Here is a 14,781-nt window from a genome sequence, read left to right as displayed (position 1 = left end):
CGTAGTAGAGATCCACTCGATTGCACAGTGACATGAACTGATGACGAACCGGTCGCACCGACCTGTGTGTAACCTGCTGCATCCATCGGCCCTCTGCTTTGCAAGGCCGCTAGCCCGGTTAGGCGCACAGGAGCGAAATTCATCATGGCTCAAGGCTAACGCCTTATCAGAAGTCGAATATACGGAAGCAGTCGTACCTAGGTTCAGAGGCAGATTATTTCACTGGCAAAACGGGAGGAGTCCATATACGGATGCAATCCGGGGCGTGGTGGTGAACGCCCCCGGATTGCATCCGTGCTACGGGGTTACAGAATATAGCGCGACAGGTCTTCGTCCTGTGCCAGCTCGCCGAGGTGACCGTTGACGTAAGCCGCGTCGATACGGATCGGTTCGCCGTTCTGCTGGCCTGCCAGGTCGCCGGCACTGAAGGACACCTCCTCCAGCAGGCGCTCGAGCAAGGTGTGCAGGCGACGGGCGCCGATGTTCTCGGTCTTCTCGTTGACCTGCCAGGCGATCTCGGCAATGCGTTTGATGCCGTCTTCGGCGAACTCGATGTTCAAACCCTCGGTCTGCAGCAGTGCACTGTACTGCTCGGTGAGCGAGGCATGCGGCTCGGTGAGAATGCGCTCGAAATCCTGCGGACTCAGGGCCTTGAGTTCGACACGGATCGGCAGGCGGCCTTGCAGTTCCGGCACTAGGTCGCTCGGCTTGGCCAGGTGGAACGCGCCCGAAGCAATAAACAGGATATGGTCGGTCTTGACCATGCCCAGCTTGGTATTGACCGTGCAACCCTCGATCAGCGGCAGCAGGTCGCGCTGCACGCCTTCACGCGACACATCGGCGCCGCTGGTGTTGCCGCGCTTGGCGACCTTGTCGATCTCGTCGATGAAGACGATGCCGTGCTGCTCGACGGCTTCCAGGGCGCGGGCCTTGAGTTCTTCCTCGTTGACCAGGCGCGCGGCCTCCTCGTCGCGCACCAGTTTCAGTGCGTCGGCGACCTTGAGCTTGCGGCTCTTCTTCTTGCCCTTGCCCATGCTGGAGAACAGGTTCTGCAGCTGGTTGGTCATTTCTTCCATGCCCGGTGGGGTCATGATCTCGACGCCCATGGGCGAGTCGGCCACTTCGATATCGATTTCCTTGTCGTTCAACTGACCTTCGCGCAGGCGCTTGCGGAACAGCTGACGGGTATTGGAATCCTCGCTGCGCACCGGCTCGTCACCGAAGCCCTGGCGCGCAGGCGGCAACAGGGCGTCGAGGATGCGCTCCTCGGCAGCGTCCTCGGCGCGGTGGCGGACCTTGGTCATTTCCTGCTCGCGCAGCATCTTCACCGCTGCATCGGCCAGGTCACGGATGATCGATTCGACATCGCGGCCAACGTAGCCGACCTCGGTGAACTTGGTGGCTTCCACTTTCAGGAACGGCGCATTGGCCAGCTTGGCCAGGCGTCGGGCGATCTCGGTCTTGCCGACGCCGGTGGGGCCGATCATCAGGATGTTCTTCGGTGTCACTTCCTGGCGCAGTTCGGCCGGCAGCTGCATGCGCCGCCAGCGGTTGCGCAGGGCGATGGCCACGGCGCGTTTGGCGTCGTCCTGGCCGATGATGTGGCGGTTGAGTTCGTGGACGATCTCGCGGGGCGTCATGGACATGGAATCTGGCTCGCTATCGGAAAACTGTGAGCGCCTGTTCGTCGGCATCGGGAACAGGTTCTGAGGCAGTGGACGCTACTCGGCAGCGTCCAGTTCCTCGATGGTCTGATGATGGTTGGTGAACACGCAGATGTCGCCGGCGATGCCGAGTGCGGTCTGCGCTACCTCAAGGGCCGACAGGTCGGTCTTCATCAGCAAGGCGCGCGCGGCGGCCTGGGCGAAGTTGCCGCCGGAGCCCATGGCGATCAGGCCTTCCTCGGGTTCGACCACGTCGCCGTTGCCGGTGATGATCAGGGATGCGTCCTTGTTGGCTACGGCCAGCATGGCTTCCAGGCGGCTCAGGCTACGGTCGGTACGCCAGTCCTTGGCCAGCTCGACGGCGGCGCGTACCAGGTGACCCTGATGTTTCTCGAGCTGGCCTTCGAAGCGCTCGAACAGGGTGAAGGCATCGGCAGTGGCACCGGCGAAGCCGGCCAGCACCTGGCCGTGGTAGAGGCGGCGTACCTTCTTGGCATTGCCCTTCATGACGGTGTTGCCGAGGGAAACCTGGCCGTCGCCAGCCATCACGACCTTGCCGTGGCGGCGCACTGAAACGATGGTGGTCAAGGGTGAATCTCCACGCTGCGGGGCGAACTTGCCCGGATCGAGACTCAGATGGGGTGCCCGCCGCGGTTTTTCAACCAGCGGCGGATCAAACGGCGATCAGCGGACCTACGCTGCTGTAACAGATTGCTGATGGGCTGGCGAAGCGTAGGGCTGTGCTGCGAGCGATGCAGGCATTAAGATTTAAGTATTCACATTGACCCAGCAGGGAAAGCTTCAAGAATGGGTGCGTATCAGGCGGCAGGAGACTCTCGGGTGGCAGTGCTAGTTGACTGCGACAATGTATCCCCTGAAATTTTGGATTATTCCTTACGTGTTGTGGCCCAGTTCGGTCGAGTAGTTATGCGACGCGGCTATGGAAATCATGGAACACTGGGGAATCGATGGCAGGAGGCTCTGGTGCGCCAGGCCTTTACTCCATGTCTGCAGTACCAGTATGCGGCTGGTAAGAACACAGCTGATATCGCTTTGGCTCTTGATGCGCTAGAGGTTCTATTTGATCAGCGAGCCGATACATTTTGCTTGGTTACCTCGGACTCTGACTTTGCTTATCTGTGTCGCAAGCTACGTGAGCGTGGCGCTACAGTTTTCATTGTTGGTGAGCCGAAAACGCCAGATGCGCTGCGTAATGCCAGCGATCAGTTTTTTGAGTGGAGACGCCGGGCTCTTGAATCAGAAAATGAACCTGATGAGAAGAGTGGCAGCAAAGTTGAACTCGACGTGAAAACTGAGGGTGTGAAGCCCGTTCCGCCTCGCCCCCCAGTTAAAAGGCGGCCGCGTTTTGTGGTAGAGGCCGTGGCCTTGCTCACAAGTGATACCAGTGAGGGGAAAGTTAGTCTGGGGGCTTTAGGCCAATATTTGAAACGCACTGATCCGGCGTTCTCCCCGCAGACCTATGGTCATACGGGGTTGCTGGATATGCTCAAAACATATGATTTGCTTGCTCCTATTCAAGAGCAAGGTGGGCATTGGAACGTGTCATTAGCTGTGGCAGCTTCCGATGTAGCGGCGTGTCCACGTTGCGGCAATCTGGGCTGCGTTGAGCATGCTGGCGGTACTTGGTGTAATCGCTGTGGTGATTTCGCTACTCCGCCTGACCCTGCACATCTGCCCTCCAATAACCTGAGGCGCCGTTAGGTTAAAGTTGAAGGGAGGGCTAACCCTCCCTATCCAAGCTGATCAGCGGATCTGACGCTGCTGTAACAGCAGGTTGCTGAAGCCGCCGGCTGCCAGGGTCTTCTGCGCGCTGGCCAGTTGCTCGCGACTGGCGAAGGGGCCGACCAGAACCCGGTGCCAGGTCTCGTCGCGCACCTTGCCAGTTTCCACGCGTACGTTCTGGCCGAGCAGGATGATCTGCGCGCGCACAGTGTCGGCATCGTCACGCTTGCGGAACGAGCCGGCCTGGAGGAAGAACTGCGTGGTGACGGGCGCGCTGGCCAGTACCGGCGGCGCAGGCGGCGGCACCTGGCCGTTGAGCGCAGCTTCGGCGCGAGCGGTGTCGATCTTCGCAGCCTCTTCCGGGGTGACCGGTTTCTGTTCGGGCACGGGGGGCGGCGTTTCTTCCAGTGCCTGCGGCAGGATCACTTCCGACTCCGGCAGCAGGGTGTAGAAGTCGTACTTGGGCCTGGCCGGCTCGGGCTGCGTCGGTTTCGGTTCGGGTTTGGTGCTGCGCACCTGCTCGCCCTTGTCGCGCTTGATCTCGTCACGGCCCGGTTCAAGGCTGAACAGGAACATGAAGAAACCACCGACCACCAGGCCGCAGGCCAGCCAGATCCAGCCCGGTACGGGCTTCTTCGCCGGGGCCTGATAGCGACTGGCGCCGCGTTTCGGCGCCGGTTTCTTGCGCGCTGCCATTTACATCCGCTCCAGAGTTTCCAGGCCGAGCAGCTCCAGGCCCTGCTTGAGGGTACGGCCAGTGAGGGCCGCCAGGCGCAGACGGCTGTTGCGCGTGGCTTCGTCTTCGGCAGTCAGGATCGGGCAGTTCTCGTAGAAACTGGAGAACAGCCCGGCGATGTCGTACAGGTAAGCGCACAGCATGTGCGGCGTGCCCTTGTCGGCCACATTGCCGAGCAGCTCGTTGAACTGCGCCAGTTTGCCAGCCAGTGCCTGTTCCTGATCGGCGACCAGGGTGATCTGCCCGCCGATTTCATCAACGCCCTTGCCCAGCTTGCGGAAGATGCTGGCGACGCGGGTGTAGGCGTACAGCAGGTAGGGCGCGGTGTTGCCCTCGAAACTCAGCATAAGGTCGAAGTTGAAGCTGTAGTCACTGGTGCGGTGCTTGGACAGGTCGGCGTACTTCACCGAGGCGATGCCGACCACGCGGGCGATCTGACGCAGCTCGTCCTCGGCCAGTTCCGGGTTCTTGTCCTTGACCAGGCTGTAGGCGCGCTGCTCGGCTTCGTCGAGCAGCTGCACCAGTTTCACGGTGCCGCCGTCGCGGGTCTTGAACGGACGACCGTCCGGGCCGTTCATGGTGCCGAAGCCCATGTGTTCCATTTCCATGCTGGCCGGGACGAAGCCGGCCAGGCGTGCGCAGGCGAAGACCATCTGGAAGTGCAGGGCCTGGCGCTGGTCGACGAAGTACAGCACGCGGTCGGCCTTGAGTACGTTGGCTCGGTAGCGGGTGGCTGCCAGGTCGGTGGTGGCGTACAGATAGCCGCCACCGGCCTTCTGCACGATCAGCGGCAGCGGCTTGCCTTCAGCGTTCTTGAACTCGTCCATGAACACGCACTGGGCGCCGTTGTCTTCGGTCAGCAGGCCCTTGGCGGCGAGGTCGGCGACCACCTGCGGCAGGTCGTCGTTGTAGGCGCTCTCGCCCCTGACGTCGGCCATGGAGAGCTTGACGCCGAGACGGTCATACAGCGCCTGGCAGTGCGACAGGGAGATGTCGTTGAAACGGTGCCACAAGCGTAGGCACTCGGCGTCGCCGGCCTGCAGCTGGACCACCAGCTCACGGGCGCGGTCGGCGAATTCAGGGGATTCGTCGAAGCGCTTCTTCGCGGTGCGGTAGAAACCTTCCAGGTCGGCCAGTTCGCTTTCGGCGGCGGCCGGGTTTTCCTGCATGTAGGCCAGCAGCATGCCGAACTGGGTGCCCCAGTCGCCGACATGATTCTGGCGAATCACCGTGTCGCCGAGGAACTCCAGTACGCGCGCCACGCCGTCGCCGATGATGGTCGAGCGCAGGTGGCCGACGTGCATTTCCTTGGCCAGATTGGGCGCCGACAGGTCGACCACCACGCGTTGCGCCGGGCCGTTCTTGCGTACGCCGAGCTTGGTGTCAGCCAGCGCAGCTTCCAGACGTTGAGCCAGGGCATCGCTGTTCTGGAAGAAATTGAGGAAGCCGGGGCCGGCGATTTCCACCTTGGTGATCTGCTCGTCGGCTGGCAGGGCAGCGATCAGCTTCTCGGCCAGGTCGCGCGGCTTCATGCCGGCGGGTTTGGCCAGCATCATGGCGATGTTGCTGGCGAAGTCGCCGTGGCTCTTGTCCTTGGTGTTCTCCACCTGGATGGCCGGCGTCAGGCCCGCAGGCAGCACGCCTTCGGCGGTCAGGCGGTCGAGGGCTTGCTGGATCAGGCGGCGAATGCTGTCTTTCATGTTCGGCTCGGGTTGCCTTGGGGCTTTGATCGAAAACTGCGCATTATAAGAGCAGCAGCAAGCTGCAAGCCACAAGCGGCAAGGAAAAGCGTGCCGCGTTTCCGTGGGTAGTGGGTAGGGTGGGCTTCAGCCCACCAAGGCTGGCCGCTATTGGTGGGCTGAAGCCCACCCTACTGACTGTTACAGCGTACCGCTCAGAAAAGATCGATCGGGTCGACATCCAGCGACCAGCGTACCGCACGGCCGCTGGGCATGTGTTCCAGTGCATGCAGCCAATGGTTGAGCAGGCGGTGCAGCGGCGCGCGAGCATTGCCCTGCAACAGTAGCTGCGCGCGGATGCGCCCGGCGCGGCGCTCCATCGGCGCAGGGACCGGGCCGAGCAGTTCGATGCCGGTCAGACCCAGTTCGCCCAGCAAATGTTCGGCCTCACTGCAGGCCTCATCGAGAAAACTCTCGGCCTGGCCTGGCTTGTGCGCTTCGGCGCGCAGCAACGCCAAGTGGCAGAACGGTGGCAGACCGGCACTGCGGCGTTCGCTCAGCGCCTGTTCGGCGAAGGCGAAGTAGCCTTGCTCGGTCAGTTGCACCAGTAGCGGATGGTCGGCCAGGTGGCTCTGGATGATCACCTTGCCCGGTTCCTCGGCACGGCCAGCGCGACCGGCAACCTGCACGATCAGCTGCGCCATGCGCTCGCTGGCGCGAAAGTCGGCCGAAAACAGGCCGCCGTCGGCGTCGAGGATCGACACCAGCGTCACCCGTGGAAAGTGATGCCCCTTGGCGAGCATCTGCGTGCCGACCAGGATGCACGGCTTGCCCTTGTTGATGGTGGCGAACAGGCGATCCATGGCGCCCTTGCGCGAGGTGCTGTCGCGGTCGACGCGCAGCACCGGGTAGTCGGGAAACAGCACCGCCAGGCGCTCTTCGGCGCGCTCGGTGCCGGCGCCGACGGGACGCAGGTCGAGGTGCTGGCATTTTGGACAGTTGCTCGGCTGCCGCTCGACATGGCCACAGTGGTGGCAGCGCAGTTCCTGATAGCGCTGGTGCACGGTCATGCGTGCGTCGCAGCGTGGGCATTCGGACAGCCAGCCGCAGTCGTGGCAGAGCAGGGTCGGGGCGAAGCCGCGGCGGTTGAGAAATACCAGCACCTGCTGGCCGGCGGCGAGGGTCTGGGCGATGGCCTGCTGCATCGGCCCGGAGATGCCCGAGTCCAGTGGCCGGCTCTTCACGTCCAGGCGCAGGAAGCGCGGCTGGCTGGCGCCGCCGGCGCGCTGGGTCAGCTTGAGCAGGGCATAGCGGCCGGTGTAGGCGTTGTGCAGGCTTTCCAGCGAAGGTGTAGCCGAGCCGAGGACGATGGGCACGTCTTCCTGGCGCGCGCGCACCAGCGCCAGGTCGCGGGCGTGGTAGCGCAGACCCTCCTGCTGTTTATAGGAGGCGTCGTGTTCTTCGTCGACGATGATCAGCCCCGGGTTCTTCATCGGCGTGAACAGAGCCGAGCGCGTGCCGATGATGATGTCGGCCTCGCCATCGCGTGCCGCCAGCCAGGCGTCGAGGCGCTCGCGGTCGTTGACCGCCGAATGCAGCAGGGCGATACGTGCATTGAAGCGGCGGGCGAAACGGTCGAAGGTTTGTGGGCCGAGGTTGATCTCGGGGATCAGCACCAGCGCCTGCTTGCCGGCCTCCAGGCATTGGTGGATCAGTTGCAGGTACACCTCGGTTTTGCCGCTGCCGGTGACGCCAGCCAGTAGAAAGGCATTGAACTGGCTCCAGCCTGACGCCACGGCATTCACCGCAGCGCGCTGCTCGGCGTTCAGCGGCAGTTCCGGTTGTGCCAGCCAGTACGCCGGCTTGGCATGCGGCTGGGTGCGGCGCACCTCGACCCGTACCAGTCCCTTCTCATGCAGCAATTGCAGGCTGTCGCGGTTGAGTTGCAGTTGGCTGAGCAGGCTGTGGGCGACACCGTGCGGATGTTGCGCCAGTGCCTTGAGCGCGTCGCGCTGGCGTGGCGCGCGGGCCAGGCGTGGGTCGTCGACGCTGGCGCCTTTGTTGGCCAGCCAGTAGCGCTCCTGGCGGGTTTCGGCCGGCTCGCCCTGGCGTAGCAACACGGGCAAGGCCCAGCTCAGGGTGTCGCCGAGACTGTGCTGGTAGTACTGCGCCGTCCACAGGCACAGCTTGAACAGCGACGCCGGTAGCGGTGGGCGAGCATCGAGCAATTCCAGGGCGGGCTTGAGCTTGTCGAGTGGTACCTCACTCTGGCTGTCGACTTCAACCAGTACGCCGATCATCTCGCGCCGGCCGAAGGGCACGCGCAAGCGCACGCCTGGCTGCAAGGCGCTGCGCGACACGCCGGCGGGGGCGAGGTAGTCGAACAGGCGGCGCAGCGGCGAGGGCAGGGCGAGGCGCAGGATCAGGTTGGGCAAGCCAGAAGCTCCATTGACAGGCCGGCGATCTTAACACGCGACGACCGGCGCCTTGCGTGGCTTGCATCGGTCTACGTCTCTGGTAAGATGCGCGGCCTATTTCTGTGCGGTGCCTGACATTGGTCGGGTGGCGGCACGACTACCCCGAGGAAAGCACGATGAAAGCCGATATCCATCCGAACTACGTCGAAATCGACGCTACCTGCTCCTGCGGTAACGTGATCAAGACCCGCTCCACCCTGGGCAAGAATCTGAGCCTCGACGTTTGCTCCGAGTGCCACCCGTTCTACACCGGTAAGCAGAAAGTGCTGGACACCGGCGGCCGTATCGATCGCTTCAAGCAGCGCTTCGGCGTATTCGGCGCGAAGTAAGCGACCGAACGATTACGGAACGTGTCATGCACCTTTCCGTGAATCTGAAAAAGGCGTCCCTGGTGGGCGCCTTTTTCGTTTCTCTGCTTTGCGTCGATCTGGCTCAGGCCTTCTGTCCGTTACGCGCAGATCTGGCTCAGGTTGCCGTGCGCCAGGTGGTCGATGGCGACACCGTGCGCCTGGCCGATGGGCGCAGCATTCGCCTGATCGGCATCAACGCACCTGAGCTGGGGCGCAAGGGCCGTAGCGATGAGCCCTTCGCCGTGCAGGCCAGACGTCGCCTGCAGGCACTGGTCGATGCCAGCGATGGGCGTGTCGGCCTGCTCTACGGCGAGCAGCGCAAGGATCGTTACGGCCGTACCCTGGCCCATCTGTACGACCGTCAGGGGCGTAATCTCGAAGCGCAGTTGCTGGGCGAAGGCCTTGGGTTCATGGTCGCCGTGGCGCCCAATAGCGTACTCGTGAGTTGTCAGGCACAGGCCGAGCGCCAGGCTCGGCGTCAGCGTCTGGGTGTGTGGCGCACCGAGCAAGTGAAGACGGCTGGCCAACTAAAGAGTGGCGGCTTCGCCTTGCTCAGTGGGCGGGTTGCAGGCGTGCAACGCAATCGCGGTGGCCTCTGGATCGATCTCGATGGTGGTCGGGTATTGCGCGTGGCGCCTGAGCTGCTCGGCGAGTTCGACGTGCGCGCGTTGCAGCGGCTTGAAGGGCAACGGGTGGAGGCGCGGGGCTGGGTCATCGATCGCCAGAGTCGCGGTGGCTTGAAGTCCGGGCAGGCGCGCTGGATGCTGCCGCTTACTCATTCGGCGATGCTGGAGGTGTTGCCATGATGCGTGCATTGATGTTGTGCCTGATCTGCAGCTGGCTGGCAGGTTGCGCGGTCAATCCTGCCACGGGTCGCAACGACTTCGTGATGATGAGTGAGCGCCAGGAGCTGGAGCTCGGGGCGCGCTACAACCAGGAAATCCTCAAGCAATACCCGCGCTATGAGGACGCCAAACTGCAGGCTTATATTCAGCGCGTCGGCGAGCGGGTAGCACGCAGCAGCCATCGCAATCAGCTCAACTACGTTTTCACCCTGGTGGACAGCCCGGATATCAACGCCTTCGCCCTGCCGGGTGGCTACATCTATATCCACCGTGGCCTGCTCGCTTATCTGAATTCCGAGGCGGAACTGGCGGCCGTACTGGGGCACGAGGTCGGTCACGTTACGGCCCGCCATAGCGTGCGCCAGCAAAGTCAGTCCACGGCCTGGGGCTTGCTCGGGCAGGCTGCGGCTATCGGTACTGGTGTCGGCGCAGTGGGGGATCTGACCAGCGCCATAGGTAATGCGTTCGTGCGCGGCTATGGGCGCGACATGGAGTTGGAGGCCGATGGCCTGGGCGCGCAATACCTGGCGCGTGGTGGCTACGATCCGCAAGCGATGATCGAGGTGGTCAAGGTGCTCAAGGCGCAGGAGGATTTCGCCCGTGAGCAGGCAGCCAAGCGCGGCGAATCACCCGCGGCGGGCGGCTACCACGGCTTGTTCGATACCCACCCGGACAATGATCGACGCCTGCAGGAAGTGATCGGCCCGGCGCGTGCGCTGGCCGGCGGCAATCAGGAAGTGGGGCGCGACCGTTTTCTGCAGATGCTCGATGGTCTGGTGTTCGGCGATTCAGCGGCCAGCGGTATTCGCCGCGGACGCCATTTCTATCACGGCGAGCTGGACTTCACGCTGACCTACCCGCAGGGCTGGCAGCTGGTCAATCGCCCCGATGTACTGATCGGTCACACCCCGGATGAGCAAGCCTTTATCGCCATGACTCTGGAGGCAGTGGACAAACGCCTGTCGCCTGCCGAATTCCTGCGTCAGCGCGTCGGCAATCAGCGTCTGGTGGCAGGCGAGGAGTTGCGTCTTGGCGTGCTGCAGGGCTATACGGCGGTGTTGCAGGGCCAATCGGCGCGTCGCGTGGCGGTGATCTATCGCGGCGACAACGCTTACCTGTTCGTGGCGGCAGTAAAAGGGCGCGCTTCGCTGGAAGCCGAGGATCAGCGTTTTCTCGAGGTTATCCGCAGTTACCGGCCACTGAAGGCGGCCGAGCGCAAGTTGGCCGAGCCGGTGCGTCTGCATCTGGTGCGGGTCAAGGCCGGGCAGAGTATGACTGGTCTGGCCAGTGGCGCGCCGCTGGCGGCCGATGGCGAGGCACAGTTGAGGCTGCTCAATGGGCTGTATCCGCGTGGCGAGCCGCGTCCGGGACAGTGGTTGAAAACGCTGCGCTAGCGCGGCGCATCCATCGCGACCGAACGGTCTTGGCAGGTATATACAACTTGCGTATCCTCGGCCGCGCCCGTTCAACAAGCCTCATAAAAGCGGAAATGCCACTATGTCCGATCTAAAAACAGCCGCTCTCGAATATCACGCTCAGCCCCGTCCCGGTAAGCTGAGTGTCGAGCTGACCAAAGCCACTGCCACTGCCCGCGACCTGTCCCTCGCATACAGCCCAGGCGTAGCCGAACCGGTACGCGAGATCGCTCGCGATGCCGAACTGGCCTACCGCTATACCGGTAAGGGCAACCTGGTCGCCGTAATTTCCGACGGTACCGCTATCCTCGGCCTGGGTAACCTCGGCCCGCTGGCTTCCAAGCCGGTAATGGAAGGTAAAGGTGTACTGTTCAAGCGCTTCGCTGGCATCGACGTGTTCGACATTGAAGTCGACGCTGAAAGCCCGCAGGCGTTCATCGACACCGTCAAGCGCATCTCCATCACCTTCGGCGGCATCAACCTGGAAGATATCAAGGCGCCTGAGTGCTTCGAGATCGAGCGCGCGCTGATCGAACAGTGCGACATCCCGGTATTCCACGATGACCAGCATGGCACCGCCATCGTCACCGCGGCCGGCATGCTCAATGCCCTGGAAATCGCCGGCAAGACTCTGATCGATGCCAAGATCGTCTGCCTGGGCGGCGGTGCAGCTGCCATCTCCTGCATGAAGTTGCTGGTGAGCATGGGTGCCAAGGTTGAGAACATCTTCATGGTCGATCGCAAGGGCGTGATTCATGCCGGTCGCGATGATCTGAACCAGTACAAGGCCGTGTTCGCCACCGAGACCGACAAGCGCACGCTGTCCGACGCGCTCGAAGGCGCTGACGTGTTCGTCGGCCTGTCCGGCGCCAACCTGCTGAGCCCGGAAGATCTCCAGCGCATGGCGGCCAACCCGATCGTCTTCGCCTGCTCCAACCCGGATCCGGAAATCAAGCCGGAGCTGGCGCACGAGACGCGCAACGACGTGATCATGGCCACCGGTCGTTCCGACTACCCGAACCAGGTCAACAATGTGCTGGGTTTTCCCTTCATCTTCCGCGGTGCTCTGGACGTGCGTGCCACCCGCATCAACGAAGAGATGAAGATCGCCGCTGCCCTGGCCCTGCGTGATCTGGCCAAGCTGCCGGTGCCGCAGGAAGTCTGCGACGCCTACTGCGGTATCGAGCTGTCGTTCGGTCGCGAGTACATCATTCCGAAGCCAATGGATCAACGTCTGATCACCGTGGTTTGCGATGCAGTGGCCAAAGCTGCCATCGAATCCGGCGTGGCGACTCTGCCCTATCCGAAGCACTATCCGCTGAAATCGGTGGATGAAGTGTTCAACGGCTGATCAGCCGACAATAAAAAACCCGCTTCGGCGGGTTTTTTATTGTCTGTGATACGGCTTAAGGCAACGATTGCAGCCGCTTGAGCCTTATCCTAGAACAAGTCAATCGGCGCCATCTCGTCGGCCGGTAGCGGGCTGCCAGGAACACCCATGCCAGGTTCGAGCTCACTCATCGGAGGGGGCGAGTCTTCACTCTTGAACAGTTCGAAATAGGCGTCCGGTGTGCCGGGTGCAGCAGCGCGGCCACTGATCGGGTCGACGCGCAGCGTCAGCAGCCCCTTGGGTTCTTTGGGCAGATGGTTGGGTCGATCCTTGAGTACTGCGCCCATGTAGTTCATCCAGATAGGCAGCGCGACAGTGCCGCCGTACTCATGGCGGCCCAGGCTCTCCGGCTGGTCGAAGCCGGCCCAGACGGTGGTTACGTAATCGCCGTTGTAGCCGGAGAACCAGCTGTCCTTGGACTCGTTGGTGGTGCCGGTCTTGCCTGCCAGGTCATTGCGGCCAAGGGCGAGAGCGCGCCGCCCGGTACCGCGCTTGATCACGTCCTGCAGCATGCTGGTCATGATGTAGGCGGTGCGCTCGTCGATGATCTGTTCGGCGACCTTAGGCTCCTCCAACGGCAACTCATCAGTTACGTTGACGGTGAGGTTGGCGTTCTCCTCGGTCGGTGCGCTGCCTGGCACGCGGGCCGGATTGGCGCGGAACAGCGGCTTGCCGTTGCGGTCATCAATGCGTTCGATCAGGTACGGCTCGATCTTGTAACCGCCATTGGCGAAGGTGGCCCAGCCCTCAGCGATTTCCATGGGGGTCAGGCTGGCAGTGCCGAGTGCCAGTGACAGGTTGCGCGGCAGATCCTGCGGGGCGAAGCCGAAGCGCTCGATATAGCGCAAGCTACGGTCGATGCCCATGTCCTGCAGCAGGCGGATGGAAACCAGGTTGCGCGACTTGTACAACGCTTCACGCATGCGAATTGGGCCGAGAAAGGTATTGTTGTCGTTCTTCGGGCGCCACTTCTGCGACAGGTAGTCGTCGGAGAGGATGATCGGCGCGTCGTTGACCAGCGTCGCTGCGGTGTAGCCGCTATCGAGAGCCGCGCTATAGATGAAGGGCTTGAAGCTCGAGCCCGGCTGGCGCTTGGCCTGCACGGCGCGGTTGTAGTTGCTCTGATCGAATGAGAACCCGCCGACCAGTGACTGAATGGCGCCGCTGTATGGGTCGAGGGAAACCAACGCGCCCTGTGCTGCGGGGACTTGGGTGAAACGCAGGCTGCCATCGGCCTGGCGCTGCACGCGAACGATATCGCCGACCTGGGTGACATCGCCAGGTTGCTGCGGGCGCGGGCCCATGCTGTTGGTGTTCAGGTAGGGGCGAGCCCATTTCATGCTGCCCCACGACACCGCTTGTTCTTCGCCGTTACGGGTCAATACCAGAATGCCGCTTTTCTCGACTTGGGTAACCACAGCGGGCTCCAGGCCGCCGATACTGCGGAACTTGGCCAGCTCGGTCAGCCAGGTTTCGCGGGTCATGCCCGGCAGGCGACTCTCAGGGCCGCGATAGCCGTGACGCTGGTCATAGGCGATCAGTCCGTCACGCAGGGCGGTGTTGGCTGCCTCCTGCAAATGACTAGGCACGGTGGTGGTGACATTGAAGCCTTCCGTATAAGCCTCGCTGCCATAGCGGCCAACCATTTCCGCGCGTGCCATCTCGGCTATATAAGGAGCGCTCAATTCTGGTGTGGGAACGTGGTAACGCGCATCGACTACCTCGGCAAGCGCTTCCTCGTAGCTGGCCTGATCGATACGGCCCAGGCGATACAGGCGGCCGAGAATCCAGTCGCGGCGCTCCTTGGCTCGGGTCGGATTGACCAGCGGGTTGTAGCGCGACGGTGCTTTCGGCAGGCCGGCGATCATCGCCATCTGCGCCAGGTTCAGGTCACGGATCGATTTGCCGTAATAGACCTGTGCGGCAGCTTCGATGCCGTAGGCGCGGTGGCCGAGGTAGATCTTGTTGACGTAGAGCTCGAGGATCTCGTCCTTGCTCAGCTCGCGCTCGATCTGCAAGGCCAGAAGAATTTCGGTGGCCTTGCGCGAAAAACTGCGCTCGTTGGTGAGGAAGAAGTTCTTCGCCACCTGCATGGTGATGGTGCTGCCACCGCTCTGAATCTGGCCGCTTTTCAATAATTGCGTGGCAGCGCGCATCAGGCTGGTCACATCGACGCCATAATGATTGGCGAAATTATCGTCTTCGGCAGCCAGCAGAGCGCTGATGAATTCCTTGGGAATTTCATCGAAGCGAATCGGCGAACGGCGCATCTCGCCGAACTCGGCAATCAGCTTGGCATCGCTGCTGTAGACGCGCAGAGGGATCTGCAGCTGAACCTGGCGCAGCGACTCGACGGAAGGAAGGGTCGGGCTAAGGTAAAGAAACGCGCCGCTGAAACTGAGCAGCAGCCCACAAAAAACGGCAACGCAAGACCACCAGATGAACTTCAGCAGGCGTATCAAAATGTTCGGAATTCCAAGTA

11 protein-coding genes are annotated in these 14,781 nt (G+C 62.5%); 5 read left to right on the top strand and 6 right to left on the bottom strand.

Features of this window, described 5'->3' with window-relative positions; all coding sequences use genetic code 11:
- Positions 1-305 precede the first annotated feature (305 nt).
- Entirely contained in the window at positions 306-1,646 is a 1,341-nt protein-coding gene (hslU, locus tag DBO86_RS07855; RefSeq protein ID WP_108233410.1) for an HslU--HslV peptidase ATPase subunit, read from the bottom strand.
- A 75-nt stretch (positions 1,647-1,721) separates the two neighbouring features.
- The gene (gene hslV, locus DBO86_RS07850; RefSeq protein WP_004372920.1) at positions 1,722-2,252 is read right to left on the bottom strand and encodes an ATP-dependent protease subunit HslV; all 531 of its coding nucleotides are present in this window, start codon (positions 2,250-2,252) and stop codon (positions 1,722-1,724) included.
- A 219-nt stretch (positions 2,253-2,471) separates the two neighbouring features.
- Here hslV and DBO86_RS07845 point away from each other — a divergent pair, with 219 nt between their 5' ends.
- On the top strand, positions 2,472-3,386 hold the full coding sequence (locus DBO86_RS07845; protein WP_003459008.1) for an NYN domain-containing protein: 915 nt from the start codon (positions 2,472-2,474) through the stop codon (positions 3,384-3,386).
- A 42-nt stretch (positions 3,387-3,428) separates the two neighbouring features.
- Here DBO86_RS07845 and DBO86_RS07840 read toward each other — a convergent pair whose 3' ends face one another.
- The 3 genes from DBO86_RS07840 to DBO86_RS07830 form a co-directional block, all read right to left on the bottom strand.
- Positions 3,429-4,103, bottom strand: coding sequence for an SPOR domain-containing protein (locus DBO86_RS07840; protein ID WP_108233409.1), 675 nt, complete (start codon positions 4,101-4,103; stop codon positions 3,429-3,431).
- Complete coding sequence (gene argS / locus DBO86_RS07835) at positions 4,104-5,843, bottom strand: arginine--tRNA ligase (RefSeq protein WP_104730122.1); 1,740 nt, start codon at positions 5,841-5,843, stop codon at positions 4,104-4,106.
- 194 nt (positions 5,844-6,037) lie between these two features.
- Positions 6,038-8,257, bottom strand: coding sequence for a primosomal protein N' (locus DBO86_RS07830; protein WP_108233408.1), 2,220 nt, complete (start codon positions 8,255-8,257; stop codon positions 6,038-6,040).
- Between the two features lie 158 nt (positions 8,258-8,415).
- Between DBO86_RS07830 and rpmE the strand changes: the two genes are divergently transcribed.
- From rpmE to DBO86_RS07810, 4 genes are all read left to right on the top strand, one after another.
- Positions 8,416-8,628: a 50S ribosomal protein L31 gene (rpmE, locus tag DBO86_RS07825; protein WP_003459015.1), complete on the top strand. Its 213-nt coding sequence runs from the start codon at positions 8,416-8,418 to the stop codon at positions 8,626-8,628.
- A 26-nt stretch (positions 8,629-8,654) separates the two neighbouring features.
- A complete protein-coding gene (locus tag DBO86_RS07820; protein WP_074855143.1) occupies positions 8,655-9,455 on the top strand; it encodes a thermonuclease family protein in 801 nt (266 codons plus the stop codon).
- Positions 9,452-10,888 (top strand): M48 family metalloprotease, encoded by a 1,437-nt coding sequence (locus tag DBO86_RS07815; RefSeq protein WP_003459017.1) that lies wholly within the window; start codon positions 9,452-9,454, stop codon positions 10,886-10,888. The genes DBO86_RS07820 and DBO86_RS07815 overlap by 4 nt, the downstream gene beginning before the upstream one ends.
- Before the next feature lie 103 nt (positions 10,889-10,991).
- Positions 10,992-12,260 carry a malic enzyme-like NAD(P)-binding protein gene (locus tag DBO86_RS07810; RefSeq protein ID WP_108233407.1) on the top strand — a complete coding sequence of 423 codons (1,269 nt, stop codon included), beginning with the start codon at positions 10,992-10,994 and terminating at the stop codon, positions 12,258-12,260.
- An 89-nt stretch (positions 12,261-12,349) separates the two neighbouring features.
- On the opposite strand, the gene DBO86_RS07805 is transcribed toward DBO86_RS07810, so the two are convergent.
- On the bottom strand, positions 12,350-14,761 hold the full coding sequence (locus tag DBO86_RS07805; RefSeq protein ID WP_108233406.1) for a penicillin-binding protein 1A: 2,412 nt from the start codon (positions 14,759-14,761) through the stop codon (positions 12,350-12,352).
- Positions 14,762-14,781 lie beyond the last annotated feature (20 nt).

The organism is Ectopseudomonas oleovorans (assembly GCF_003052605.1).
GTDB classification, from domain to species: Bacteria; Pseudomonadota; Gammaproteobacteria; order Pseudomonadales; family Pseudomonadaceae; genus Aquipseudomonas; species Aquipseudomonas oleovorans_A.
Note: the sequence above shows the minus strand (reverse complement) of the source record. Positions and strands in the feature narration are given on the sequence as shown.

What these genes read in the sequence shown, in the direction of transcription:
- hslU (WP_108233410.1), bottom strand. Translation starts at nt 1,646, where the DNA reads ATGTCCATGACGCCCCGCGAGATCGTCCACGAACTCAACCGCCACATC.
- DBO86_RS07845 (WP_003459008.1), top strand. Translation starts at nt 2,472, where the DNA reads ATGGGTGCGTATCAGGCGGCAGGAGACTCTCGGGTGGCAGTGCTAGTT.
- DBO86_RS07840 (WP_108233409.1), bottom strand. Translation starts at nt 4,103, where the DNA reads ATGGCAGCGCGCAAGAAACCGGCGCCGAAACGCGGCGCCAGTCGCTAT.
- argS (WP_104730122.1), bottom strand. Translation starts at nt 5,843, where the DNA reads ATGAAAGACAGCATTCGCCGCCTGATCCAGCAAGCCCTCGACCGCCTG.
- rpmE (WP_003459015.1), top strand. Translation starts at nt 8,416, where the DNA reads ATGAAAGCCGATATCCATCCGAACTACGTCGAAATCGACGCTACCTGC.
- DBO86_RS07820 (WP_074855143.1), top strand. Translation starts at nt 8,655, where the DNA reads ATGCACCTTTCCGTGAATCTGAAAAAGGCGTCCCTGGTGGGCGCCTTT.
- DBO86_RS07815 (WP_003459017.1), top strand. Translation starts at nt 9,452, where the DNA reads ATGATGCGTGCATTGATGTTGTGCCTGATCTGCAGCTGGCTGGCAGGT.
- DBO86_RS07810 (WP_108233407.1), top strand. Translation starts at nt 10,992, where the DNA reads ATGTCCGATCTAAAAACAGCCGCTCTCGAATATCACGCTCAGCCCCGT.